The organism is Streptomyces sp. NPDC031100, assembly GCF_055570785.1.
On record NZ_JBVIGN010000006.1, the window covers coordinates 210,516 to 228,899 of the forward strand.

The 18,384-nt window shown below is 72.2% G+C and carries 14 protein-coding genes; 1 reads left to right on the forward strand and 13 read right to left on the reverse strand.

The window, feature by feature from the left end; translation table 11 throughout:
- Positions 1–73: 73 nt before the first annotated feature.
- From ACZ5DS_RS19170 to ACZ5DS_RS19220, 11 genes are all read right to left on the reverse strand, one after another.
- A complete protein-coding gene (locus ACZ5DS_RS19170; RefSeq protein ID WP_468239787.1) occupies positions 74–1,936 on the reverse strand; it encodes a M1 family metallopeptidase in 1,863 nt (620 codons plus the stop codon).
- A 240-nt stretch (positions 1,937–2,176) separates the two neighbouring features.
- Positions 2,177–2,806 (reverse strand): maltokinase N-terminal cap-like domain-containing protein, encoded by a 630-nt coding sequence (locus tag ACZ5DS_RS19175; protein WP_468239790.1) that lies wholly within the window; start codon positions 2,804–2,806, stop codon positions 2,177–2,179.
- A gap of 64 nt (positions 2,807–2,870) precedes the next feature.
- Positions 2,871–3,533 carry a spherulation-specific family 4 protein gene (locus ACZ5DS_RS19180; protein WP_468239792.1) on the reverse strand — a complete coding sequence of 221 codons (663 nt, stop codon included), beginning with the start codon at positions 3,531–3,533 and terminating at the stop codon, positions 2,871–2,873.
- Positions 3,530–4,444, reverse strand: coding sequence for an NAD-dependent epimerase/dehydratase family protein (locus ACZ5DS_RS19185; protein ID WP_468239794.1), 915 nt, complete (start codon positions 4,442–4,444; stop codon positions 3,530–3,532). Before ACZ5DS_RS19185 ends, ACZ5DS_RS19180 begins: the two co-directional genes overlap by 4 nt.
- 7 nt (positions 4,445–4,451) lie before the next feature.
- A complete protein-coding gene (locus tag ACZ5DS_RS19190) occupies positions 4,452–5,165 on the reverse strand; it encodes a nucleotidyltransferase family protein (protein WP_468239797.1) in 714 nt (237 codons plus the stop codon).
- 30 nt (positions 5,166–5,195) lie between these two features.
- On the reverse strand, positions 5,196–6,197 hold the full coding sequence (locus ACZ5DS_RS19195) for a GDP-mannose 4,6-dehydratase (protein WP_468239799.1): 1,002 nt from the start codon (positions 6,195–6,197) through the stop codon (positions 5,196–5,198).
- 40 nt (positions 6,198–6,237) lie between these two features.
- The gene (locus tag ACZ5DS_RS19200; RefSeq protein WP_468239801.1) at positions 6,238–7,626 is read right to left on the reverse strand and encodes a hypothetical protein; all 1,389 of its coding nucleotides are present in this window, start codon (positions 7,624–7,626) and stop codon (positions 6,238–6,240) included.
- Positions 7,623–9,134, reverse strand: coding sequence for a GT4 family glycosyltransferase PelF (gene pelF / locus ACZ5DS_RS19205; protein WP_468239803.1), 1,512 nt, complete (start codon positions 9,132–9,134; stop codon positions 7,623–7,625). Before pelF ends, ACZ5DS_RS19200 begins: the two co-directional genes overlap by 4 nt.
- 84 nt (positions 9,135–9,218) lie before the next feature.
- Positions 9,219–11,348: a hypothetical protein gene (locus ACZ5DS_RS19210; RefSeq protein WP_468239806.1), complete on the reverse strand. Its 2,130-nt coding sequence runs from the start codon at positions 11,346–11,348 to the stop codon at positions 9,219–9,221.
- 399 nt (positions 11,349–11,747) lie between these two features.
- The gene (locus ACZ5DS_RS19215) at positions 11,748–12,272 is read right to left on the reverse strand and encodes a hypothetical protein (RefSeq protein WP_468239809.1); all 525 of its coding nucleotides are present in this window, start codon (positions 12,270–12,272) and stop codon (positions 11,748–11,750) included.
- 365 nt (positions 12,273–12,637) lie between these two features.
- A complete protein-coding gene (locus tag ACZ5DS_RS19220) occupies positions 12,638–14,254 on the reverse strand; it encodes an adenosine deaminase family protein (protein WP_468239811.1) in 1,617 nt (538 codons plus the stop codon).
- A gap of 292 nt (positions 14,255–14,546) precedes the next feature.
- Between ACZ5DS_RS19220 and ACZ5DS_RS19225 the strand changes: the two genes are divergently transcribed.
- On the forward strand, positions 14,547–15,452 hold the full coding sequence (locus tag ACZ5DS_RS19225; protein WP_468239814.1) for an SGNH/GDSL hydrolase family protein: 906 nt from the start codon (positions 14,547–14,549) through the stop codon (positions 15,450–15,452).
- Between the two features lie 71 nt (positions 15,453–15,523).
- Here ACZ5DS_RS19225 and pgm read toward each other — a convergent pair whose 3' ends face one another.
- Both pgm and ACZ5DS_RS19235 read right to left on the reverse strand, forming a co-directional pair.
- Positions 15,524–17,164: a phosphoglucomutase (alpha-D-glucose-1,6-bisphosphate-dependent) gene (pgm, locus tag ACZ5DS_RS19230; protein ID WP_468239816.1), complete on the reverse strand. Its 1,641-nt coding sequence runs from the start codon at positions 17,162–17,164 to the stop codon at positions 15,524–15,526.
- 293 nt (positions 17,165–17,457) lie between these two features.
- Positions 17,458–18,306 carry a chitosanase gene (locus ACZ5DS_RS19235; RefSeq protein WP_468239819.1) on the reverse strand — a complete coding sequence of 283 codons (849 nt, stop codon included), beginning with the start codon at positions 18,304–18,306 and terminating at the stop codon, positions 17,458–17,460.
- Between the last annotated feature and the right edge of the window lie 78 nt (positions 18,307–18,384).

The following is an 18,384-nucleotide window of genomic DNA, read 5'->3' on the forward strand; positions in this document are numbered from 1 at the left end:
TTCCTTGCCCCCATCCCCCTTTCTTCGCTTCTCCCCCCCCTCCCCCCCCCCCCCCCACCCGGCCGCTGCGGGGTCAGCCGTCGATGCGGTGCTGGGTCCAGAAGGAGGTCAGGTCCGTGCTCGTGGCGGCCTGGGCGGCCGCCTTGAACTCGGCCGTGGTCGAGACTCCGTACCAGTGCGCGGCCGCGTAGTCCTTGAGCAGCTTGGCCATGGCGGTGTCGCCGAGGACGCGCCGCAGGTCGTGCAGGGCGCACTTGCCGTAGCCGTAGACCACGGTGGAGTAGCGGGACGAGTGGGCGTCCCAGTAGGCCATCGAGTTGGTGATCTTCTCGGCGCTGGAGGCCCAGGAGACGCTGCTCCAGCAGTTGCTGCCGCTCTTGCCGAGGGCCAGGTCGGTGGCGTAGTCGGTGAACGCCTCGTCCAGCCACGGGCTGGTGTACTCGTCGTCACCGACGATGCCGTACCACCACTGGTGGCCGATCTCATGGGTGAGCGCCGTGGTGCTGACCAGGTCGAGGACGAACCCCGGGTACTCCATCCCGCCGAACCAGTAGTTGTTGTCGATGACCGCGTCCAGCTCGCCGTAGGGGTAGGCGCCGAAGCGTGCTGCGTGGGCGTCGACGGCGGTCCTGGCGGTGCTGAGCATCGACTGGGCGCTGGAGGAGCTGATCCCCGAGACGGAGTAGATGTTCACCGGGACGCCGCCGGACGAGGTGCCGGAGATCTTGGTGAAGGGCCCGGCGGCCCAGGCGAAGTCACGGACCTTGGACGCGGTGGCGGTGGTCACCGTACGGCCGCTGGAGCCGGGGGTGTCGGTGGAGGTGCCGGTGGCCGGGACCAGCAGGCTGCTGGGGTGGTCGAGGGTGACCTTGAAGTCGGCGGCCAGGGAGTAGAAGGACTCGCCGTTGTTGGTGTACGGGTCCAGGTGCCAGCCGGCGCTGTCGCGGACCGCGAGGACGGGCAGGGCGTTGCCGATGAAGCTGAAGGCGCCGTCGTGACCGAACCGGTCGGCGCCGCTGGGCACGGTGATGCCCAGGTCGAAGCCGATGGTGGCGGTCTGCCCCTGGTTCAGCGGCGTGGGCAGGGTGATCTTCAGGGCGGTGCAGTCCACGGAGAGGGCGCCCGCGGTGCCGCCGGTGACGTTGCCGACCGTGATGGGCATGGCCGAGCAGGTGCCGTGGTAGTTGTCCCACAGCCTCAGGTACACCTCGCTGAGCGCGGTGGCGGAGGCGTTGATGAAGGACGCGGTCTCGTGCCCGTTCCAGACGGTGCCGCTCGTGTCGCTGCTGAGGCTGACGGTGTAGGAGGGCGCGGCCGGGGTGCGCGTCGAGTCCGCCGGGGGCGGGGTGGTGTCGCCGGAGGTGTCGAGGGCGATGTCGTCCAGGACGAAGCTCGTCTGGAGGCTGTAGTCCTCGGTTCCCGTGAACGTGAGGTTCACGGTCTGGCCCGCGAACGACGACACGTCGAACGACTTCTGCACGTAGCCGGTGTTGTCGTCGAGGTTCGAGTAGGTCGCCAGCGTGGTGCTGCCGATCTTGGCCGTCAGCTTGTCGTATGCGGTGGACGAGGTCGTCTCGTCGGTGTCGATGTGCAGCCAGAAGGTGAGGGTGGCGGTGCTGCACCCGCTCGGGACGGTGACGCTCTGGCTGAGGGTGTCGGTGTGGGTGCTGCCGACTCCGTTCAGCCAGGCGAAGGAGGAGCCGCCGTGGGCGCTCTGGCCGGTGCGGCTGGTGATCACGCTCGACGAGGACTGGGTCCAGGGCGAGGTGCCGCTTTCGAAGCCGCCGTTGGTGACCGCCTGGGCCGGAGTGCAGGCGGCGGCCACCGGCTCCTGGGCGGGCTGGGCGGCGGCGGGGGTGACGGGGAGGGAGAGGGCGGCCAGCGCGACGATGGTGAGGGCACCGGCGCCGAGGGCCCTGTGGGGGGTCGATCTCACACGCTACTCCTTTGCGGCGGCCGGGATTTCCGCCTGCTCGAGGCCGCCCGGTCGGCTGGGGTGCGCCGGGGCGGCCGTGGAATGGGGTTGCGCGATCGCTGTACGGGTGGTGCGCCGCGCCCTCATGGGGTCAGGGCGGGGACTGCCGAAAGAGTGACAGATTTGACCGGGGCATGCCAGAAGCACAAGGGAAGTGGGTGACCTGGCTCCTGATGCCGCATCGGCTGACGCCGGATCAGATCAGTGCGTGTCCAGGACCATGAACACCGCCCGCAGGCGCGTGCCGTCCGGTGCCGGCCAGCCACTCGCGACATGGCCGACCACCGGCTCGGCGGGCAGCGGCGGGTTGTCGGGGACGGGCGTGAGGACGCGGTGGAGGTGGAGCGTCGTGCCGTGCGGCGCGGTCGGATCGGGGATGAGGTCCACCCGGGGGAAGGGCTCGCCCGTGTAGGAGCGGGTCACCTCCCGGTCAGGGGTGTCCGAGATGCTCTGGGCCATGGCCTGCGCCCGGCCCTCGATCAGCGCCAGCAACTCCGCCACCAGCACCGGGTCGTGGCAGCCGTCGTAGACCCAGCGCCTGCCCAGCACGCCGTGTTCCATCGTGCCGACGAGCGCGTGCTCGGCCCCGGGCAGCGGCGCACCGCGGTAGGTGAGCGGGACCAGGTAGGCGGTCGGCTCGGCGGTGGAGGTGTCGGTGGCCACCATGATCTCGATCCCGACCTCGCCCGCGGGGTCGTCCAGCCGGAAGCCGCCGGACTTCGTCAGCACGGGGGCGTCCGCACCGCCGCGGTACCACGGCCGGGTGGGCAGCCAGTCGGCAAGGAGTTCCACCTTGGTGGGCTTGAGGGTGGTGTGGTGGATGACGGCCATGCGGGCGGCGCTCCTCGGTCGTACGGACGCGGACCCTCCAAGCCTTTCACACCGTCCGAGCAGGTCATTCCTCCGTCCAGGTCAGCGCGGGCGTCAACCCGGCCCACGGGTTGGGCGGTTCTCCCGTCACCGGTCCGCAGACCGCCGCACCGCGGGCGTGCGCGGTGCGCACGGCGAGGGGGACGAGGGCCTCGGGCACGCCGTAGACGAGATGGCAGAACCGGTCGGGCGGGTGGCGTGCCGTCCAGACCGGTCTGGTGAACGCCGAGACGTACGTGGACCAGTGGCCCTCGAACGTGACGGTCAGGTCGGCGAGCCGGAGGTACCCGGGGGCCGGGTGGACCCCCGGGTTGAGGACGACCGTCCCCGCGCCGAGCCGTCGTACGTCCCGGACCAGGCGCCGGCAGCCCGACAAGCCCTCCGCGGTGGCGGTCGCCCGGTCGAGGAAGCAGCCATCGGCCCCATACCACTCCTGGTGCCGGCGCACGTCCTCGACGACCTCGGCACGGTCCCGGACGCCGTAGTCGGTGTCGACGTACCCGAGCAGCCGGGCGCCCGCGTCCCGGAGCGCCCGCGCGGCCGCCGTGAAGGCGGGGTCGGGGGCGGTCCCGGGACCGCTCGCGGGGTTGAGCACGACCGCGTACGTGCGGGCGGCCGCGGTGATCAGCCGGTGCCAGGCGCCGGGGTCCTCGGCCGGATGCACGTACAGCGGTATCAACAGGCTCATGCCACGGGTCCGTTCACCTCCGTGGCCGCCCACAGCGCGTCGAGGGCGTCGTCCAGGTCGTGGACGGGCCGCCAGCTGAGGGCGCGGTCGGCGGCCGTGATGTCGGAGCACTGCCAGGACACCCGGGCGGAGCGGGCCGAGCCGACTGCGCCTTGCGTGTTCTCCTCCAGCCGCCCCCGGAACTCCGCCCGCCGGGCCAGACCCTGCACCAACTCCCGTACCGGTACGGCCCCTCCGCCGCCGATGTTGAGAACAGGAGGCAGTGGACCGGGAGTTGTGATCGCGAGGGCGACCGCCCGGGCGAGGTCGCGTACGTCCACGAAGTCGCGGTGGGCGGACAGGTCGCCGAGCCGCAGGACCGCCTCGGGGTCCCGGCCGGCCGCCCGCAGCTGGGCCGCGATGCGGCCGGGCAGGCTCGCGACGGGTGCTCCGGGGCCCACCGGGTTGCCGACCCGGAGCACCACACCGTCCAGGGCGGCGGAGGTCACCGCGACCGTGCCCGCGAGCTTGGTCACGCCGTACGGGGTGACCGGGCAGGCGGGCGCCGACTCGGTCACCGGGGTGTCCGGAACGCCGGGCCCGTACTCGGCGGCCGAGCCCAGGTGGACCAGGCGGGCGGTGGGCGCCGCCTCGCGGAGTGCGGCGCACAGCGCGGCCGGGCCGCGGGCGTTGACCTCCGCGAGGGTCACCGCATCGCCCCCGGTCGCGCCCGCGCAGTTGACCACGGCGTCGGGCGCGGCCGCGGCCAGCGTCTTCGCGAGCCGCTCCGGCCGGTCCGTGGCGAGGTCGATGCGGAACCGAGCGGCGGAGGTGCGGCCGCCGGCGAGGACCTGCGCGCCGTGCAGGGCACGCAGCCGTTCTGCCACGTGGCGGCCCAGGTATCCGGTGCCGCCCAGGACGAGAATGCGCATGCGGTACTCAGGCTCCCTTGAGCAGAAGCGACTTGCGGGTGGTGAACTCGGCGTTCGCCCGGTCGTAGTCGTCGGGGCGGCCGATGTCCAGCCAGTACCCGTCGAACTCGTAGGCGTGCGGCGGGTTCTCGGCGGCCAGCAGGTCGAGGACCAGTTCGTCGAAGCCCAGCGGCAGGCCCGGCGTGTACCCGTCCAGAGTCGAGCGGCTGAGGCCGTAGACGCCCATGGAGACGCGGTAGTCCATGCTGGGCTTCTCCGTGAAGGCGACGACCTTGGTGGCGTCCGTGGTCAGCACCCCGAAGTCGATGTGCACCTTGCGGGCGTACGTCGCGATGGTCAGCGGAGCTCCGGAGACCTGGTGCCGGCGCAGGACGTCGGCGTAGTCGAGGTCGGTGAGGATGTCGCCGTTCATGACCAGGAAGGTCTCGGGCAGCCGGTCACGCAGGGTGAGCAGCGGGCCCATGGTGCCGAGGGGGCTGTCCTCGGTCGCGTAGTCGACGGCCATGCCCCACTGGGAGCCGTCGCCGACGTAGGCGCGGATGATCTCGCCGAGGTGGCCTATCGCGATGGTGCAGCGGGTGAAGCCGGCGGCCGACAGCTGGCGCAGCACGATCTCCAGGATGGCGTGCTGGTCGCCGATGGGGACGAGCGGCTTGGGCAGTGCGGTGGTGTAGGGGCGCAGCCGGACGCCCTTGCCTCCCGCCAGGATCACTGCGTGCATGGGGCTCCTCCTTGTCCTTGCCTGACGGGGTCAGATGTTGTAGATGCCGGTCTTGTAGCGGGCCAGGTTGGCCGGGTCGCGGAAGAAGTCCACGGTGTGCGCGAGGCCTTGTTCGAGGGTGTGGGCGGGCTGCCAGCCGGTGGCCGCGGCGAGCCGGGAGGCGTCGGCGACCAGCCGCATCACCTCGGAGTTCGCGGGCCGGATGCGCTCGGGGTCCGCGCGGACGTCGAGGGCGGTGTCCATGACCTTGCCGATCAGGGCGACGAGGTCGCCGACGGAGATCTCACCGCCGGTACCGGCGTTGAAGGTGCGTCCGACGACCTGCTCGGCGGGCGCGGTGCCCACGGCGAGGAACGCCTGCGCGGTGTCCTCGACGAAGGTGAAGTCCCGGGTGGGACGCAGGTCGCCGAGGGTGATGGTGCGCTCCCCCGCCGCGACCTGGCCGATGACGGTGGGGATGACCGCGCGCATGGACTGGCGCGGCCCGAAGGTGTTGAAGGGCCTCAGGGTGACCACGGGTGTGTCGAAGCTGGCGTGGTAGCTGTCGGCCAGCCGGTCCCCACCGGCCTTCGAAGCGGCGTACGGGGACTGGGTGTTGATGGGGTGGTCCTCGGTGATCGGCACGGTCTGCGCGGTGCCGTAGGTCTCGCTGGTGGAGGTGTGCACCAGCCGGGGGGTGTCGAGGGCGCGGACGGCCTCCAGCACGTTGAGGGTGCCGGTGACGTTGGTGTCCACGTAGCTGTGCGGTGCCTGGTACGAGTACGGGATCGCGATCAGCGCGGCCAGGTGGTAGGCGACGTCGGCGCCTTCGAGCAGACCGCGGACCGAGCCGGGGTCGCGGACGTCGCCGAGAACGATCTCCACGTGGTCGAGGACGTCCGGGGCGAGGGTCTCCAGCCAGCCGTAGGAGGAGAAGGAGTTGTACTGGGCCATGGCCCTGACCCGGTGCCCGGAGGCGACCAGGGCCTCGGTGAGATGGGAGCCGATGAAGCCCTCGGCTCCGGTGACGGCGGCGAGCGGTGCGGAGGTCAACTCGTGGGTCCTTCCGGTCGGTTGCTGAGGAGGGAGCGGTTCAGGCGTGCCGAGCCGGCCGGCCGAGCAGCCGCAGCGCGCACGCCGCCAGGCACAGGGCGGCCGCGCCGCAGCACAGCGGCAGGGCGAGCGCGCTGGGTGGCAGAAACAGGACTGCGGTCGCGGCGGCGAGGCAGATGACGGCAGGCGGCCAGGCGGTCCCGAACGCCTGGAGGAGCAGCGCGGTCCACAGGGTGGCGGCGAGCAGGAGCAGGGCGGCGGGTTCGGCGCCGGTGAGCAGCGCTGCGGGCAGCAGCGGGAGGACATAGGCGAGCAGGCAGAGGCCGAGGACAGCGGCGGAGCGCAGGAGGAATCCTGCGGGGGTGGCGGCCGCGCGCAGTGCGGCGACGGACAGGCCCCGGTAGCGGTACAGCAGCCACTCGGCCGGCCCCATACTCACAGTCAACACGATCACCGCGTACGGCGCCTGCCGGCCCTCCGCCAGCACCAGCAGGCCGGCGGCGAGGCCGAAAAGCCCGTACGGCAGGGACCACACCAGGCGGGGTCGTCCGTCCTCGGGAGCGGCCGGGGCGGTGTGGGCACTGCGCAGGGCGTGCGCGGTGACGGCGAGCGTCGCCGGCAGGGCCAGCAGGGGGAGCCCGGCCCGCAGCAGGGTTCCCGGTTCCCACCAGGGCAGTACGCCGGCGCCGGCGATCAGCGGGGTGAGCGCGGCGAGCAGCAGCCGCTCGCGGGCGAGGACGAGCAGCACGCCCGCCGCGGCCAGATACAGCGACTGTGCTGCCGCTGCCAGGATCACCGGGCCGCCGTCGGCCGGCGGTACGGCGGCGGCCGTGGCCAGCGCCGCGCCCACGGGCGCCCCGGTCAGCAGCGTGCGGGCAGCTTCCCGTCGCCCGGTGGCCATCCGTAAGTACGCCCGGTGGCCGAGCCCTTGCCCCCACGCCCAGGAGACCAGCCCCGCGACGACCAGTGCCGTGGCATGCCGGCCGGGGTGCCACAGCGGTGCGGTGAGCAGATAGGCGAGCCCCGGCAGGGCGAACAGGAAGCCGCGCAGCAGGCACCGCACGTGGTCCGGGCGCCAGGGGTCGGCCGCCGGTGCCGGTTCCGGGAAAGTTCGGGGCACCTGCTCGTACAGGGCCGTGGCGAGCGAGAACAGGTTGGGGTGGCCGTACCGTTCCCTGATCACCTCGGCGGACAGACCCTCGGCCTCCAGCAGGGCGGCCACCTCGTAGGGGTGGACGGCGGGGCCGATGCGGTCGGCGAGTTCGGCGGCGAGACGGCTCACCGCCTCCTCGTCCGGGCCCTGCCGCGGCAGCCGGAGGGCGAGGGTGTGGTCGTCGCCGCGGCGGCCGCGTGCGGGGGTCCCGGCGAGCCGGAGGGCCAGTGTGTCCTGTTCCGTTCCGCCCGGTTCGAGTGCCATCGGTCCGCTCATCCGGCCAGGCTCCCGGCATCGGCACGGGTGTCCTGGGGCAGCACGGGCTCGGCTGCCAACGGCCTTGTGAGCATGGGCAGTTCGAGGTAGATGGAGCGGAAGGTGTCGATGGTCCGGCGCAGGGTGAACTGCTCGATCACCCGCAGCCGGGCCGCCTCCCCCATCGCCCGGCGCCGCTCTGGGTCGGCGAGCAGTTCCAGGGCGGCCGCGGCCATGGCGGCCGGGTCGCGCGGCGGGACGACGAGCCCGGCGTCGCCGACGGCCTCCCGTACGCCGCCGACGTCGGTGGAGACGGTCGCCCGGCCGCAGGACATGGCCTCGATGAGGGTGAACGGGAAGCCCTCGCTGATGCTGGACAGCATCACGACGTTGCCGGCCGCGTAGGCGTCCTTGATGTCGTCGACGCGGCCCTCGAAGGTGACGGCGTCCGCGTGTCCCAGCTCGGCCGCGAGCGCCTCGCACCGCTCTCGGTAGGCCTCTCCGCCCCGGGGCGTGCCGCCGAACAGACGCAGCCGCGCCTCGGGTATTCGATCCCTGACCTGGGAGAAGGCTCGTATGAGGGTCTCCAGGTCCTTGATCGGGTCGACGCGGCCCGCCCAGCTCAGCGTGGGTGCGTCGGGCTCGGGCCCGGCCGGCGGGAAGGCGGCGGGGTCCACGCCGTTGTAGACCGTGCGGATCGACTCCGGTGCGGCGCCGCCCTGTTCCTCCCACAGCCGGTTGTAGCGGTTGCCCGGGGTGATCAGGGCGGCCCGCCGGTAGCTCTCCTCGGCGAGCAGCCGGAAGAAGCCGAGCACGAGGGCCTTCACCGGCCAGCGGTAGGGCGCGGTGCGGTAGCCGAGGTAGCGTTCGCGCAGGTAGACGCCGTGCTCGGTGAGGAGCAGCGGGACGTCGTACCGGTCGAGGCCGGCCAGGCCCGGCAGGACGGCGACACCACCGCTGACCGCGTGGGCGACTCCGCCCCGGGGTGAGGGTGCGGCCAGGGGGCGCAGGGCGTGTTCGAGGAGGGCGGTCGCGGTGACCGCGTCGTGCAGGGTGGGCCGGGCCTCGCGGACGGCGAGTCCGGGACGGTTCCACACCGCGGCGAGGATGGCGATCGCCCGGTCGCCGCGCAGGAACGGGCTCAGGGTGCCGTCCGCGGCGGCCCGCGCCATCGTGTACAGGGCGGGTGCGAAGCCGTCCTCGGCGCGCGGGTCGAGCAGCGCGGTCAGGAACCGCTCGTAGGCGGCGGCCAGTCGGTTGCGGGCCCGGCCGCGGGGCGGGCGGCCCTCGGGCGGGGCGCCCCACATGGGGACGGACCGTACGTTGCGGACGTGGGCGGGCAGGTCCCATACGACGGGTTCGCGGCCGGTGCCGGTGACCGCGATGACGTCGAAGTCGAGGTCGGGCATGCCCTGGACGAGTTGGTCGCACCAGACGCTGACGCCGCCGTGGCTGTGCGGGTAGGTGCCTTCGGTGAGCAGGGTGACGCGCGTCGCGCCGGGGCTGCGCGCGCCGTGGTGAACGTGCATTGATGTGCTCCACGCAAAGAAGTGGGGTGGTCGTGCCGGTCCCGGCCGCTGGTGGGCGGCCGGGACCTCGATTCGGTGCGCCGTTCAGCTGTCCGGGGTGTACGGGACCTGCTCGGTCACGCCCGCGGGGACCTTGGCGCGCGGCGCGGGTCGGGTGGCCGGTGCCTTCGCGGCCTTGGCCGCGGCCGGGGCCGAGGTGGTCGATGGCAGGGTGAAGGTGAGCGCGCTGCCGGTGGAGGACGTCCAGCCGGACACCGCGCCCGCGTACGCGCTGCCGAAGGCGGTGCCGCCGAGCGTGGTGCCTGTGGGCAGGGTCGCGGTGACGTCGACACCGTTCGGCGCCTGTACGGTCACGGCGTCGCCGATGCGGTAGGCGGTGATCTGACCGGCGCTCATGGCCCTCTTCCAGGCGGCACGGCGCTGCAGTTCGATGCCGATGTCCTTCATTCTCGGGTTCACCAGCCGGGTGTTGTCCGCGAACAGGGCGTCGTAGCCGTCGAGTACGCCGTTCAGGACCGGGTAGGCGATGCGGTCCTCGGCGAGGTTCGACTGGTGGATGAAGTGCGGCTTGGGGTCGTTGGACAGGACGTGCCCTAGGGCGATGCGGGTCTCCAGCGGCACGATGTAGTCGCCGTAGCCGGTGCTGGTGTTCAGCGGCGCGCTCAGGCAGGTGGTGGTGGCGGGGTTGTCCTCGCAGATGCCGCTGCCGCCCTGGGCGCGGCTGGTGTAGATCCAGTTGTACTCGTCGACCTGCTCGGCGGCCCGGCCCGCGTTGTAGAAGACGTTCATCGGGTAGCGCGAGACGGTGGTGGCGGGGCCGACCGTGCGCTGGTCGGGGTCACGGGAGTTGTCCGAGGCGAGCCAGTCGATGCCGTTGTCCGCGAGGGCCGTGGCGAGGTTGGGGTTGTCGGCGGGCTGCTGCGGCAGGAGCTTGAGGCCGGAGTGTTCACCGGTGACCAACTCGTCGGTCTGGAGGGGCAGTCCGTTGGCCTGTCCCCAGGCGCGGTTGGTGGCGATCTCGTAGTCGATGGTGCTCCGGCTGACCCACTTGGTGCTGCCGTCGGCGTTGGTCTGGCACGTCCAGGGCACCACGGTGGTGTTCTGCTCGCAGCCGAGGAAGGCGTGCGTGTAGGTGTGGTTGACCCAGCGGAACTGGCTGCGGTCGGCGACGAGTTCGTCGGCGAGCTGGTCGACGCCGTTGTTGTCCTCGCGCTGGTCGACGCTGCCCGCGCCGTTGTAGACGAGGTCGAGGGTGAAGTGGTGGCTGTTCTGCCAGGCGGTGGCGTGGTCGACGTCGGCCGCGGTCATGCGGATCGGGTTGGGGGTGCCGGCCCCGCCCGTGCAGTCGACGTCGCCGGGCGTGCAGTTGAGCTGGGTGTCCCAGCGGTCGTCGGCGGCGAAGACGTCGTCCACGTGCACGGCGAAGTAGTTGCGGGCGGCGCCGAGGTGCACGCCGCCGGTCATCCACTCCACGATGCCCCGGGCCAGCAGCCGGAACTGCTGCTGGTACTGGTTGTAGACGAAGGTGACGACCAGCTCGCGCCGCCCGTCGTGGCGGTACTCGCCGACCAGCGAGCCCTGCTTGGCGGTGCCCGGGATGGGCGCCTGGACGTACGGGGTGAAGTCGGCGCCGGCCGCGGGCGTCGACAGGTAGGCGTAACTCTCGCCGACGGAGGGCGAGTTGTCCTCGAAGGGGACCGCACCGTCGAGGTAGCCGAAGGGTCCGGCCTTTCCGGCGGCGGTGACCTGGGCCTGGACGCCGTCGATGCTGCCGGAGTAGCCGCCGAAGACGGGGTACTGCAGGCCTGCTTCGGGGCGGGCGTAGGTGTAGGCGTCGACCTGGGGGACGGCGTACGTCTGCTCGTAGGAGGTGAGCGCGGCCATCTCGGCGGAGCCTGCGGCGAACGGGTTGTCGTTCGGCAGGACGACGGCCTGGTACTTGGCGCGGGGCCGCCCGTCGACGGTGTCGGCGAGGAAGGCGGCGTCGATGGTGGGCCGGTCGGACCGGGTCAGGTCGACCTCGGTGTACGGCGTTCCGGCCGCGTCGAGTTCGGCGGCGATGGCGTCGGTGGCCGGGCCGCCGTCGCCGACCACCAGGATTCTCAGGTCGATGCGAGGTGCCGTGGTGTCGGCCTGGGCCGGTCCGGCCGGCAGTCCGAGCGCGGCGATGAGCGCGCCCACCGTCAGTGCGGTGGTGCGTAAGGTCCGCTTCATGCGGTGAAGTCCCCTCCCCGGGCAGGGGGGAGCACGGCTCCATGGAGCGGACGCACCCCCCTTGCGCGACCCCGGCGCCCCCTCAGAAGCCGGTCGTCGACGCATCCGTCGCGTCACATGGTGATGGCTCTGTGTAGCTTTTGTGGTCGACTTACGAAACATGACGGAAAAGTGCAGGTGTCCAACGGCGGCGCCAGGCAACCCGACGGCCCGTTTTCCCGTCGCCGCCGCGCGGGGATGGCGGCGGTCCGTCGACTTCGGCGTGCTGGTCCGGGCCGTGGACGGCGCACCGGCGGGCCGTGGTGGCCCGCCGGGCGAAGTGCCAGTGGTCCAGACCGGGTGGAGACCTGTCCCGAGCGTCCGTTTCAGGTCACTCGCACCCTGCGTCCGGTTGGTCCGTCAGGCGCAGAGCACCCGCGTTTCGGGCGCGTAGACCGGCCCGGCGCTGGTGTTGGTGCTGTCGCTGAACTCGGCGTAGTAGTACGAGCAGAAGCCGATGTTGCCGTTGCAGCCGGAGTCGGCGGCGACCTGCAGGGTCAGCGTGACGGTGCGGCTCTGGCCGGGCGGGATGGTGGCACCGTAGTTGCCGCCGAGGTTGGCCGGGCCCGTGCCGGAACAGGCGGTGCCGCCACCGGCCGTGGCCAGGCTGCAGCCGGTGAAGCTGTACTTCAGGTCGGGGCGCTGGGTGGTGAGCCAGGTCGGGTCGATGGTCTGGTAGACGAACCAGATGTCGTAGGTCTTGTTGTTGGTGATGGTCATCGACAGGTGCACCGTGCCGCCGGGGGTGGTGGTGGCGCTGTCGGTGTTGAAGCTCAGCGCGGCCGGCGCGGGGTCGGCGCCGGCGGCCGGCGCGAGACCGAAGACGGCGAGGAGGAACGCGAGGACGGCGGTGAGACCGAGGCGTCTCATCAGAGGTGATCGCATGGCCCGGGAGGCTAGGCACGCGGCGGACGCGGCGTCTGCCCCGCCGAAGGCACCCGGCACCCCGATCGGCCGAAAGTGCACGTTTCGTGAAGGTCGTGCGGTGAACCTGTGACGATGTGTTGCGGACCGTAAACGCGCACGATGCGGGCGGGTGACACGAGGTGCACGTGGGGGTCGCCGGACGGACGGCGCGACCGGGCGGTATTGGCGAGGACGAATCCACCGCGGGCGGGTGGAATGCGGTCCACCGCTTGTACAACGGGGGCCTCTCGGCCAAACTCCGCTTTCCGGCCGGGCGTTGTCATTCCGCTGCACCGCCCGGCCGGGCCGGAGAACCGGCCCTGTGGATGCAGGGCCGGTGCCGGTCAGCGGCCCGAGCGGGCGTGTGTCTGCTCGAAGGTCGCGAACGCCGCTTCCTGCCGCCATTCGAGCCGGGCCTTCGCGCTGTCGTCCAGCAGGCGCCGGCAGGCCGCGGATGTCACGGGGAGGCCGGGCCGCTGACCGCGGCAGGCCGGCACCGGACGGTAGCCCGCTGTGGTGGGGTTGCCCTGCCACAGGCTCGCGCCGGGCAGGAAGGCGTACTCCAGGGAGGCGCGGGCCAGGTCCTTGAGCTGGGGGTAGCCCAGGTTGTAGGTGTCGGAGGCGTACTGGTACTCGTGGCTGATGTCGATGCGCGACACGCCGGGGTCGTCGGTGGCGAGGACGACCGGGACGCCGTACCGGAGATAGGTGGCGAAGGGGTGGTCGGCGCCCTTGACGCCGAGGATCTGGGCGTTGCTGGAGAAGGGCACCTCGACGGCGACCCGGCGGGCCGCCATGGTCCGGGCGGTCTGCTGCCAGCCGTCCTCGTGGACGAGGTCGACGCCGTGCCCGATCCGCTCGGTGCGGGCGACGGCCACCGCCTGACCGATGTGGAACTTCAGGTCCTCGGGCTTGACCAGACCGGGCCACAACTCGCCGGCGTGCAGGGTGACATGGGCCTTGGGGTACTGGGTGCGCAGGTATCCGACCATGCGCATCTGCAAGCGGTAGTTGCGCAGCGAGCTGTCCCAGTCCTCCGGCTGGACGAGGTTGACGGCGACGAAGCGCGGGTCGGCCTCGGCCAGCCGCATGCCGAGGGCGAGCTGGGTGAAGACGCGCTCCGGTGAACTTCCCCTGGACGCCTGGGAGATCCAGCGGATCGTGAGCCCGCAGGCGGGGCGGGCCTGTGCGGTGCCGCAGTGCTCGGTGGCGCGGAACTCGGCGTCGCCGTCGTCGGCCTCCTTGCGGGCCTCGGCCACCACCCGGTCCAGCTTGCCACCCTCGATCAGCCTGCGGTGCAGCGCGGCGAGGTCGTCGTCCCAGCCGACCCGGGCGGCCAGGTTCTTCGCACTGTCGGAGGCCGGGGTGACCATCGTCTCCAGATAGGACTGGTTCTGCCCCACGAGGTCGTCGGCGACCCTGGCGAGCAGCTTGCCGCGGTGCCGCCAGGTGACCTCCCCGAACTTGGTGAAGGTGTCGAAGAAGTGGTCGTGGCCGCTCCGGTCGGGCGGGAAGTCCTGCATGGACCAGGCGCGCACCAGCGCGTCGTGGAAGGCGCGGTCGGTGCGGGCGTCGGCCGCCGGGCGGGTGCCCGGGCCGCAGGGCGGGGCGACGGCGGTCAGCGTCGCGGTGTCGACGCACAGCCCGTCCTCGGCGGCCAGCTCGATGAGGTACTCCGTGGACACCGCGCCGGAGAGGTGGTTGTGCAGATCCCCGCCCTTCGGGAGCTGCCGGAAGAAGGCGCGCAGTGCCTCGGACCGGTTCCGGACGGACCGGAGGTAGGCGTCCGTGCGCGCCTCGGCGACCGTGACCGGCCGGGGCGGCGGAACGGCACGCGGGGCGTCCCCCGGCGCCGGCTGCGCGGCGGCGGGCAGGGCGGACAGCAGGGACAGGACACTGAGGGTGCCGAGCGCGGCCGGAACGACCCGGCGGCGTACGGCACTTCGGCGTAGCAGGTTCACCAGGGCATGATCATCGAAGGCTCACGGCCGAACCGATTCGCCCGGGCAAAGGTTCACCGGAGAACACCCGGCCGGGTGACACGGGGGTGCGCGTCATGTCCGCTTGTCGTCCAGGTGTGCGCAGACGCTCCGCCGTCGGATCGCGCACCCGGAGCCCCTCCCCCGCGGGCACGAATGTTCGTTCCCGCTTCTGGTCTGCGAGACCTACCGGACGGTATACAGGCCCAGTTGAACGCGCGGACCTCTTCGGTGCGGGCTCCGTGCGATGTCCCGGCCTCAGGGGGAGGATTCCATGGCGAACGACACGCGGGCGGCAGACGGGGCGAGAGGCCGGCGGCGAGCCGCCGTACTGGGGGCGGCACTCGGGGGCTGCGCCCTCGTCGCCGCATCGACGGTGCCCGCGGCCGCGCACGGCCACGACCTCTCGTACGTCTCCCTCGGGGATTCCTACACCTCGGGCCCGCTCATCCCGAACCAGATGGACACCAACTGCGCCCGCTCCGACCACAACTACCCCTCGCTCGTGGCGGCGCAGCGCGGCGTGACCGCGTTCAAGGACGTGAGCTGCGGCGGGGCCACGACCGACGAGATGTGGCAGCCGCAGGGCACCAACAGCCCGCAGCTCGATGCGCTGAACCGGGACACCGACCTGGTGACGGTGCAGATCGGCGGCAACGACGTCGGCTTCGGCTCGATCATCGGCACCTGCGCCCGCCTCGCCGCCCAGGACCCGACGGGCAACCCCTGCGAGCGCTCGTACAAGGCGTCGGGATACGACCGGCTGGCGCTGACCGTCCTGGAGACGGCGCCGAAGATCGACCGGGTGCTGCGGGCCGTGCACGCCCGCGCGCCGCACGCGCGCGTGCTCCTCGTCGGCTACCCGGACCTGCTGCCGGACGACGGCACCGGCTGCTTCCCCGCGGTGCCGTTCGCGCAGCGGGACTTCCCCTATCTGCGTGACACCGAGAAGCGGCTGAACCTGATGCTGCGCGCGGTGGCCGCCTGGAACCGGGTCGCCTACGTCGACACCTACGGCCCCACGGTCGGCCACGACATGTGCAAGGCGCCCGCGGACCGCTGGATCGAGCCGCTCCGGCCCGCCTCGCCCGCGGCCCCCGCACACCCCAACGCCAAGGGCGAGGCCGCCATGGCGCAGGCCGTGCTGGACCGGCTGGAGCAGGGGCGCGGACGCGGCTGAGCAGGCGCGGCGACGGCCTCCGCGCACGCATCGCGGAGGCCGTCGTACGGTCGTCGTACCGTCCTGGGGTCTCAGCCGCCGAGCGCGGCCTGGACCACGCCCTTGGCCTCCTCCTGCACCCGGGCGAGGTGGGCGGGGCCGAGGAACGACTCGGCGTAGATCTTGTAGACGTCCTCGGTGCCCGAAGGACGGGCCGCGAACCAGGCGTTGGCGGTGGTGACCTTGATCCCGCCGATGGCGGCGCCGTTGCCCGGCGCCTCGGTGAGGATTCCGGTGACCGCCTCTGAGGCGAGGGTGTCGGCGGTGACCTGGGCCGGCGACAACTTCGCCAGCAGCGCCTTCTGTTCGCGGGTCGCGGGGGCGTCGATGCGCGCGTAGGCGGGTGCGCCGAAGCGGGCGGTGAGGCCGGCGTAGTGCTCCGACGGCGTCCGGTCCGTGACCGCCGTGATCTCGGAGGCGAGCAGGGCCAGGAGGATGCCGTCCTTGTCGGTGGTCCACACCGAGCCGTCGCGGCGCAGGAAGGACGCGCCGGCCGACTCCTCGCCGCCGAACCCGAGGGTGCCGCCGGCCAGCCCGTCCACGAACCACTTGAACCCGACGGGCACCTCGACCAGTTGACGGTTCAGGTCGGCGGCGACGCGGTCGATCATCGAGGAGGAGACGAGCGTCTTGCCGATGCCGGCGTCGGCGGGCCACTGCTCGCGGTGCCGGTAGAGGTAGGAGATGGCGACCGCGAGGTAGTGGTTGGGGTTCATCAGGCCCGCGTCCGGAGTGACGATGCCGTGCCGGTCGGCGTCGGCGTCGTTGCCGGTGGCGATGCGGAAGCGGTCGCGCTGCTCGATCAGGGAGGCCATCGCGTAGGGCGAGGAGCAGTCCATGCGGATCTGGCCGTCCCAGTCCAGCGTCATGAACCGCCAGGTGGGGTCGGTGTGCGGGTTGACCACGGTGAGGTCGATGCCGTGCTCCTCGGCGATCCGGCCCCAGTAGGCGACGGACGCGCCGCCGAGCGGGTCGGCGCCGATGCGCACGCCGGCCGCGCGGATCGCGTCGAGGTCGAGGACGCTCGGCAGGTCGCCGACGTAGGTGCCGAGGAAGTCGTACCGCTGGGTCGTGTCCGCGGCGAGCGCACGGGTGTACGGCAGCCGCTGGACGTCCTTCAGGCCGCCCGCGATGATCTGGTTGGCCCGGTCCTGGATCCAGGAGGTCGCGTCCGAGGCCGCCGGGCCGCCGCTGGGCGGGTTGTACTTGAAGCCACCGTCGGCGGGCGGGTTGTGCGACGGGGTGACGACCACGCCGTCGGCGAGGCCGGAGGTGCGGCCCCGGTTGTACGTCAGGATGGCGTGTGAGACGGCGGGTGTCGGGGTGTAGCCGTCCGCGCTGTCGACGAGCACGGTCACGTCGTTCGCGGCGAACACCTCGAGGGCGGTGACCTTCGCGGGCTCGGACAGGGCGTGCGTGTCGGCGCCGAGGAACAGGGGGCCGTCCACGCGCTGGGCCGCGCGGTACTCGCAGATGGCCTGGCTGGTGGCGGCGATGTGGTCCTCGTTGAAGGCTGTTGCCAGGGACGAGCCTCGGTGTCCCGACGTCCCGAACGCCACCCGTTGCCCCGGGTCGGCCGGGTCCGGGTGCAGTGCGTAGTACGCCGTGACCAGCCGGGCCACGTCGACAAGGTCCTCGGGACCGGCCGGCCGGCCCGCTCGCTCGTGCGGCATGAGTCCGTTTCCTCCGCATCGGTGTGTTCGATCGCTCGCGACCCATCTTCCCTTGTCAGAGGGCCTACGTGCGAGTGCACCACCGGCGCGTGGAGCAGACCCGGCCCGGACCCGCCGTCAAGGCCCCGTGACGGCTCGCCCGTTCCGCCCGGTTCGCGGTGGCCGCGGCAGCCGTAGCGGAGGTCTACCGGGCGGTGACTGTGCGCGCGCACGTCCTTCGTCCGCAGGCCACAGCGCTCGGCGACGCTCCCCGTTCCGGGCGCCGTGGACCTGCCGCGTCACTCCTGGGACTGTCAGCCGATGTGGTAGCTGTCCCCGTACACCTTCCAGTCCAGCGGTGTGTTCAGGTCGAGGTTGCCGTTGCGCAGGAAGACCCGCTGTTCGGTGTCGACGCGGCTGGTGTCGCTGTGCGCCTCCTCCTGCTTCATGGCCCACACCCGGGCGTCGAGGAAGGCGCCCAGGTACGTCGTCTCGTTGCCGCCCTGCGCCGGCGGCTTGGCGCTGCGCAGGGCGCGCTTGCGGATGTTGCGGAAGCTGGTGGGGTCGTCGCCGTCGCCGTGCATGACGATGGCGTCGTAGTAGCTGAACTGGCCGAGGGCGCGCAGCCCGTCCGCCTTGGCCTGGGCGACCGCGGGGTTGAAGTAGACGCGGTCGCGCTCGTCGTTCTGCGCCTGCTGGAACGCGGAGTCCTGGGCCGCCCTGCGCCAGTCCCTGGGGTAGTTGGGGTCCAGGCCGTCGTGCGAGTCGCTGCCGTTGACCCGGCGCAGGGCCGGCAGGTACTTGGCCAGGACGTTGCCGGGCCTCCGGTCGGTGTAGAGCTGGACGAGGTCGAGCATGTCGCCGGTGCCGGAGCAGAAGCCGATGATGCCGGCGGTGTAGCCGCGCCCGTCGCCGATGTCCTCGATGTACTTGTACTGGGCCTTCCAGTCGAGCGAGGAGTTCTCCGCGCTCGACACCAGCTTCATGGCGATCTCCTTCTTCGCCGGGTCGTCGAGGCCCGGCGCGGCCGCCCGTGCCTCCGGTGCCGCCGCGACGCGCTCGGCGCCGAGCAGCGCACCGGAGGCGACGGCACCGAGGACGGCTACGACGGTCCGGCGGGAGAGGTGGGCGGAGGCTGCTGATGCGCGGTCTGTGTGCTCCACGAGGACTCCAAGTAGGGGTGGGGGGTGGCGAGTTGGTCCGTACGGGGGACTGGTAGGAAAGTTTCCTATCAGACACTC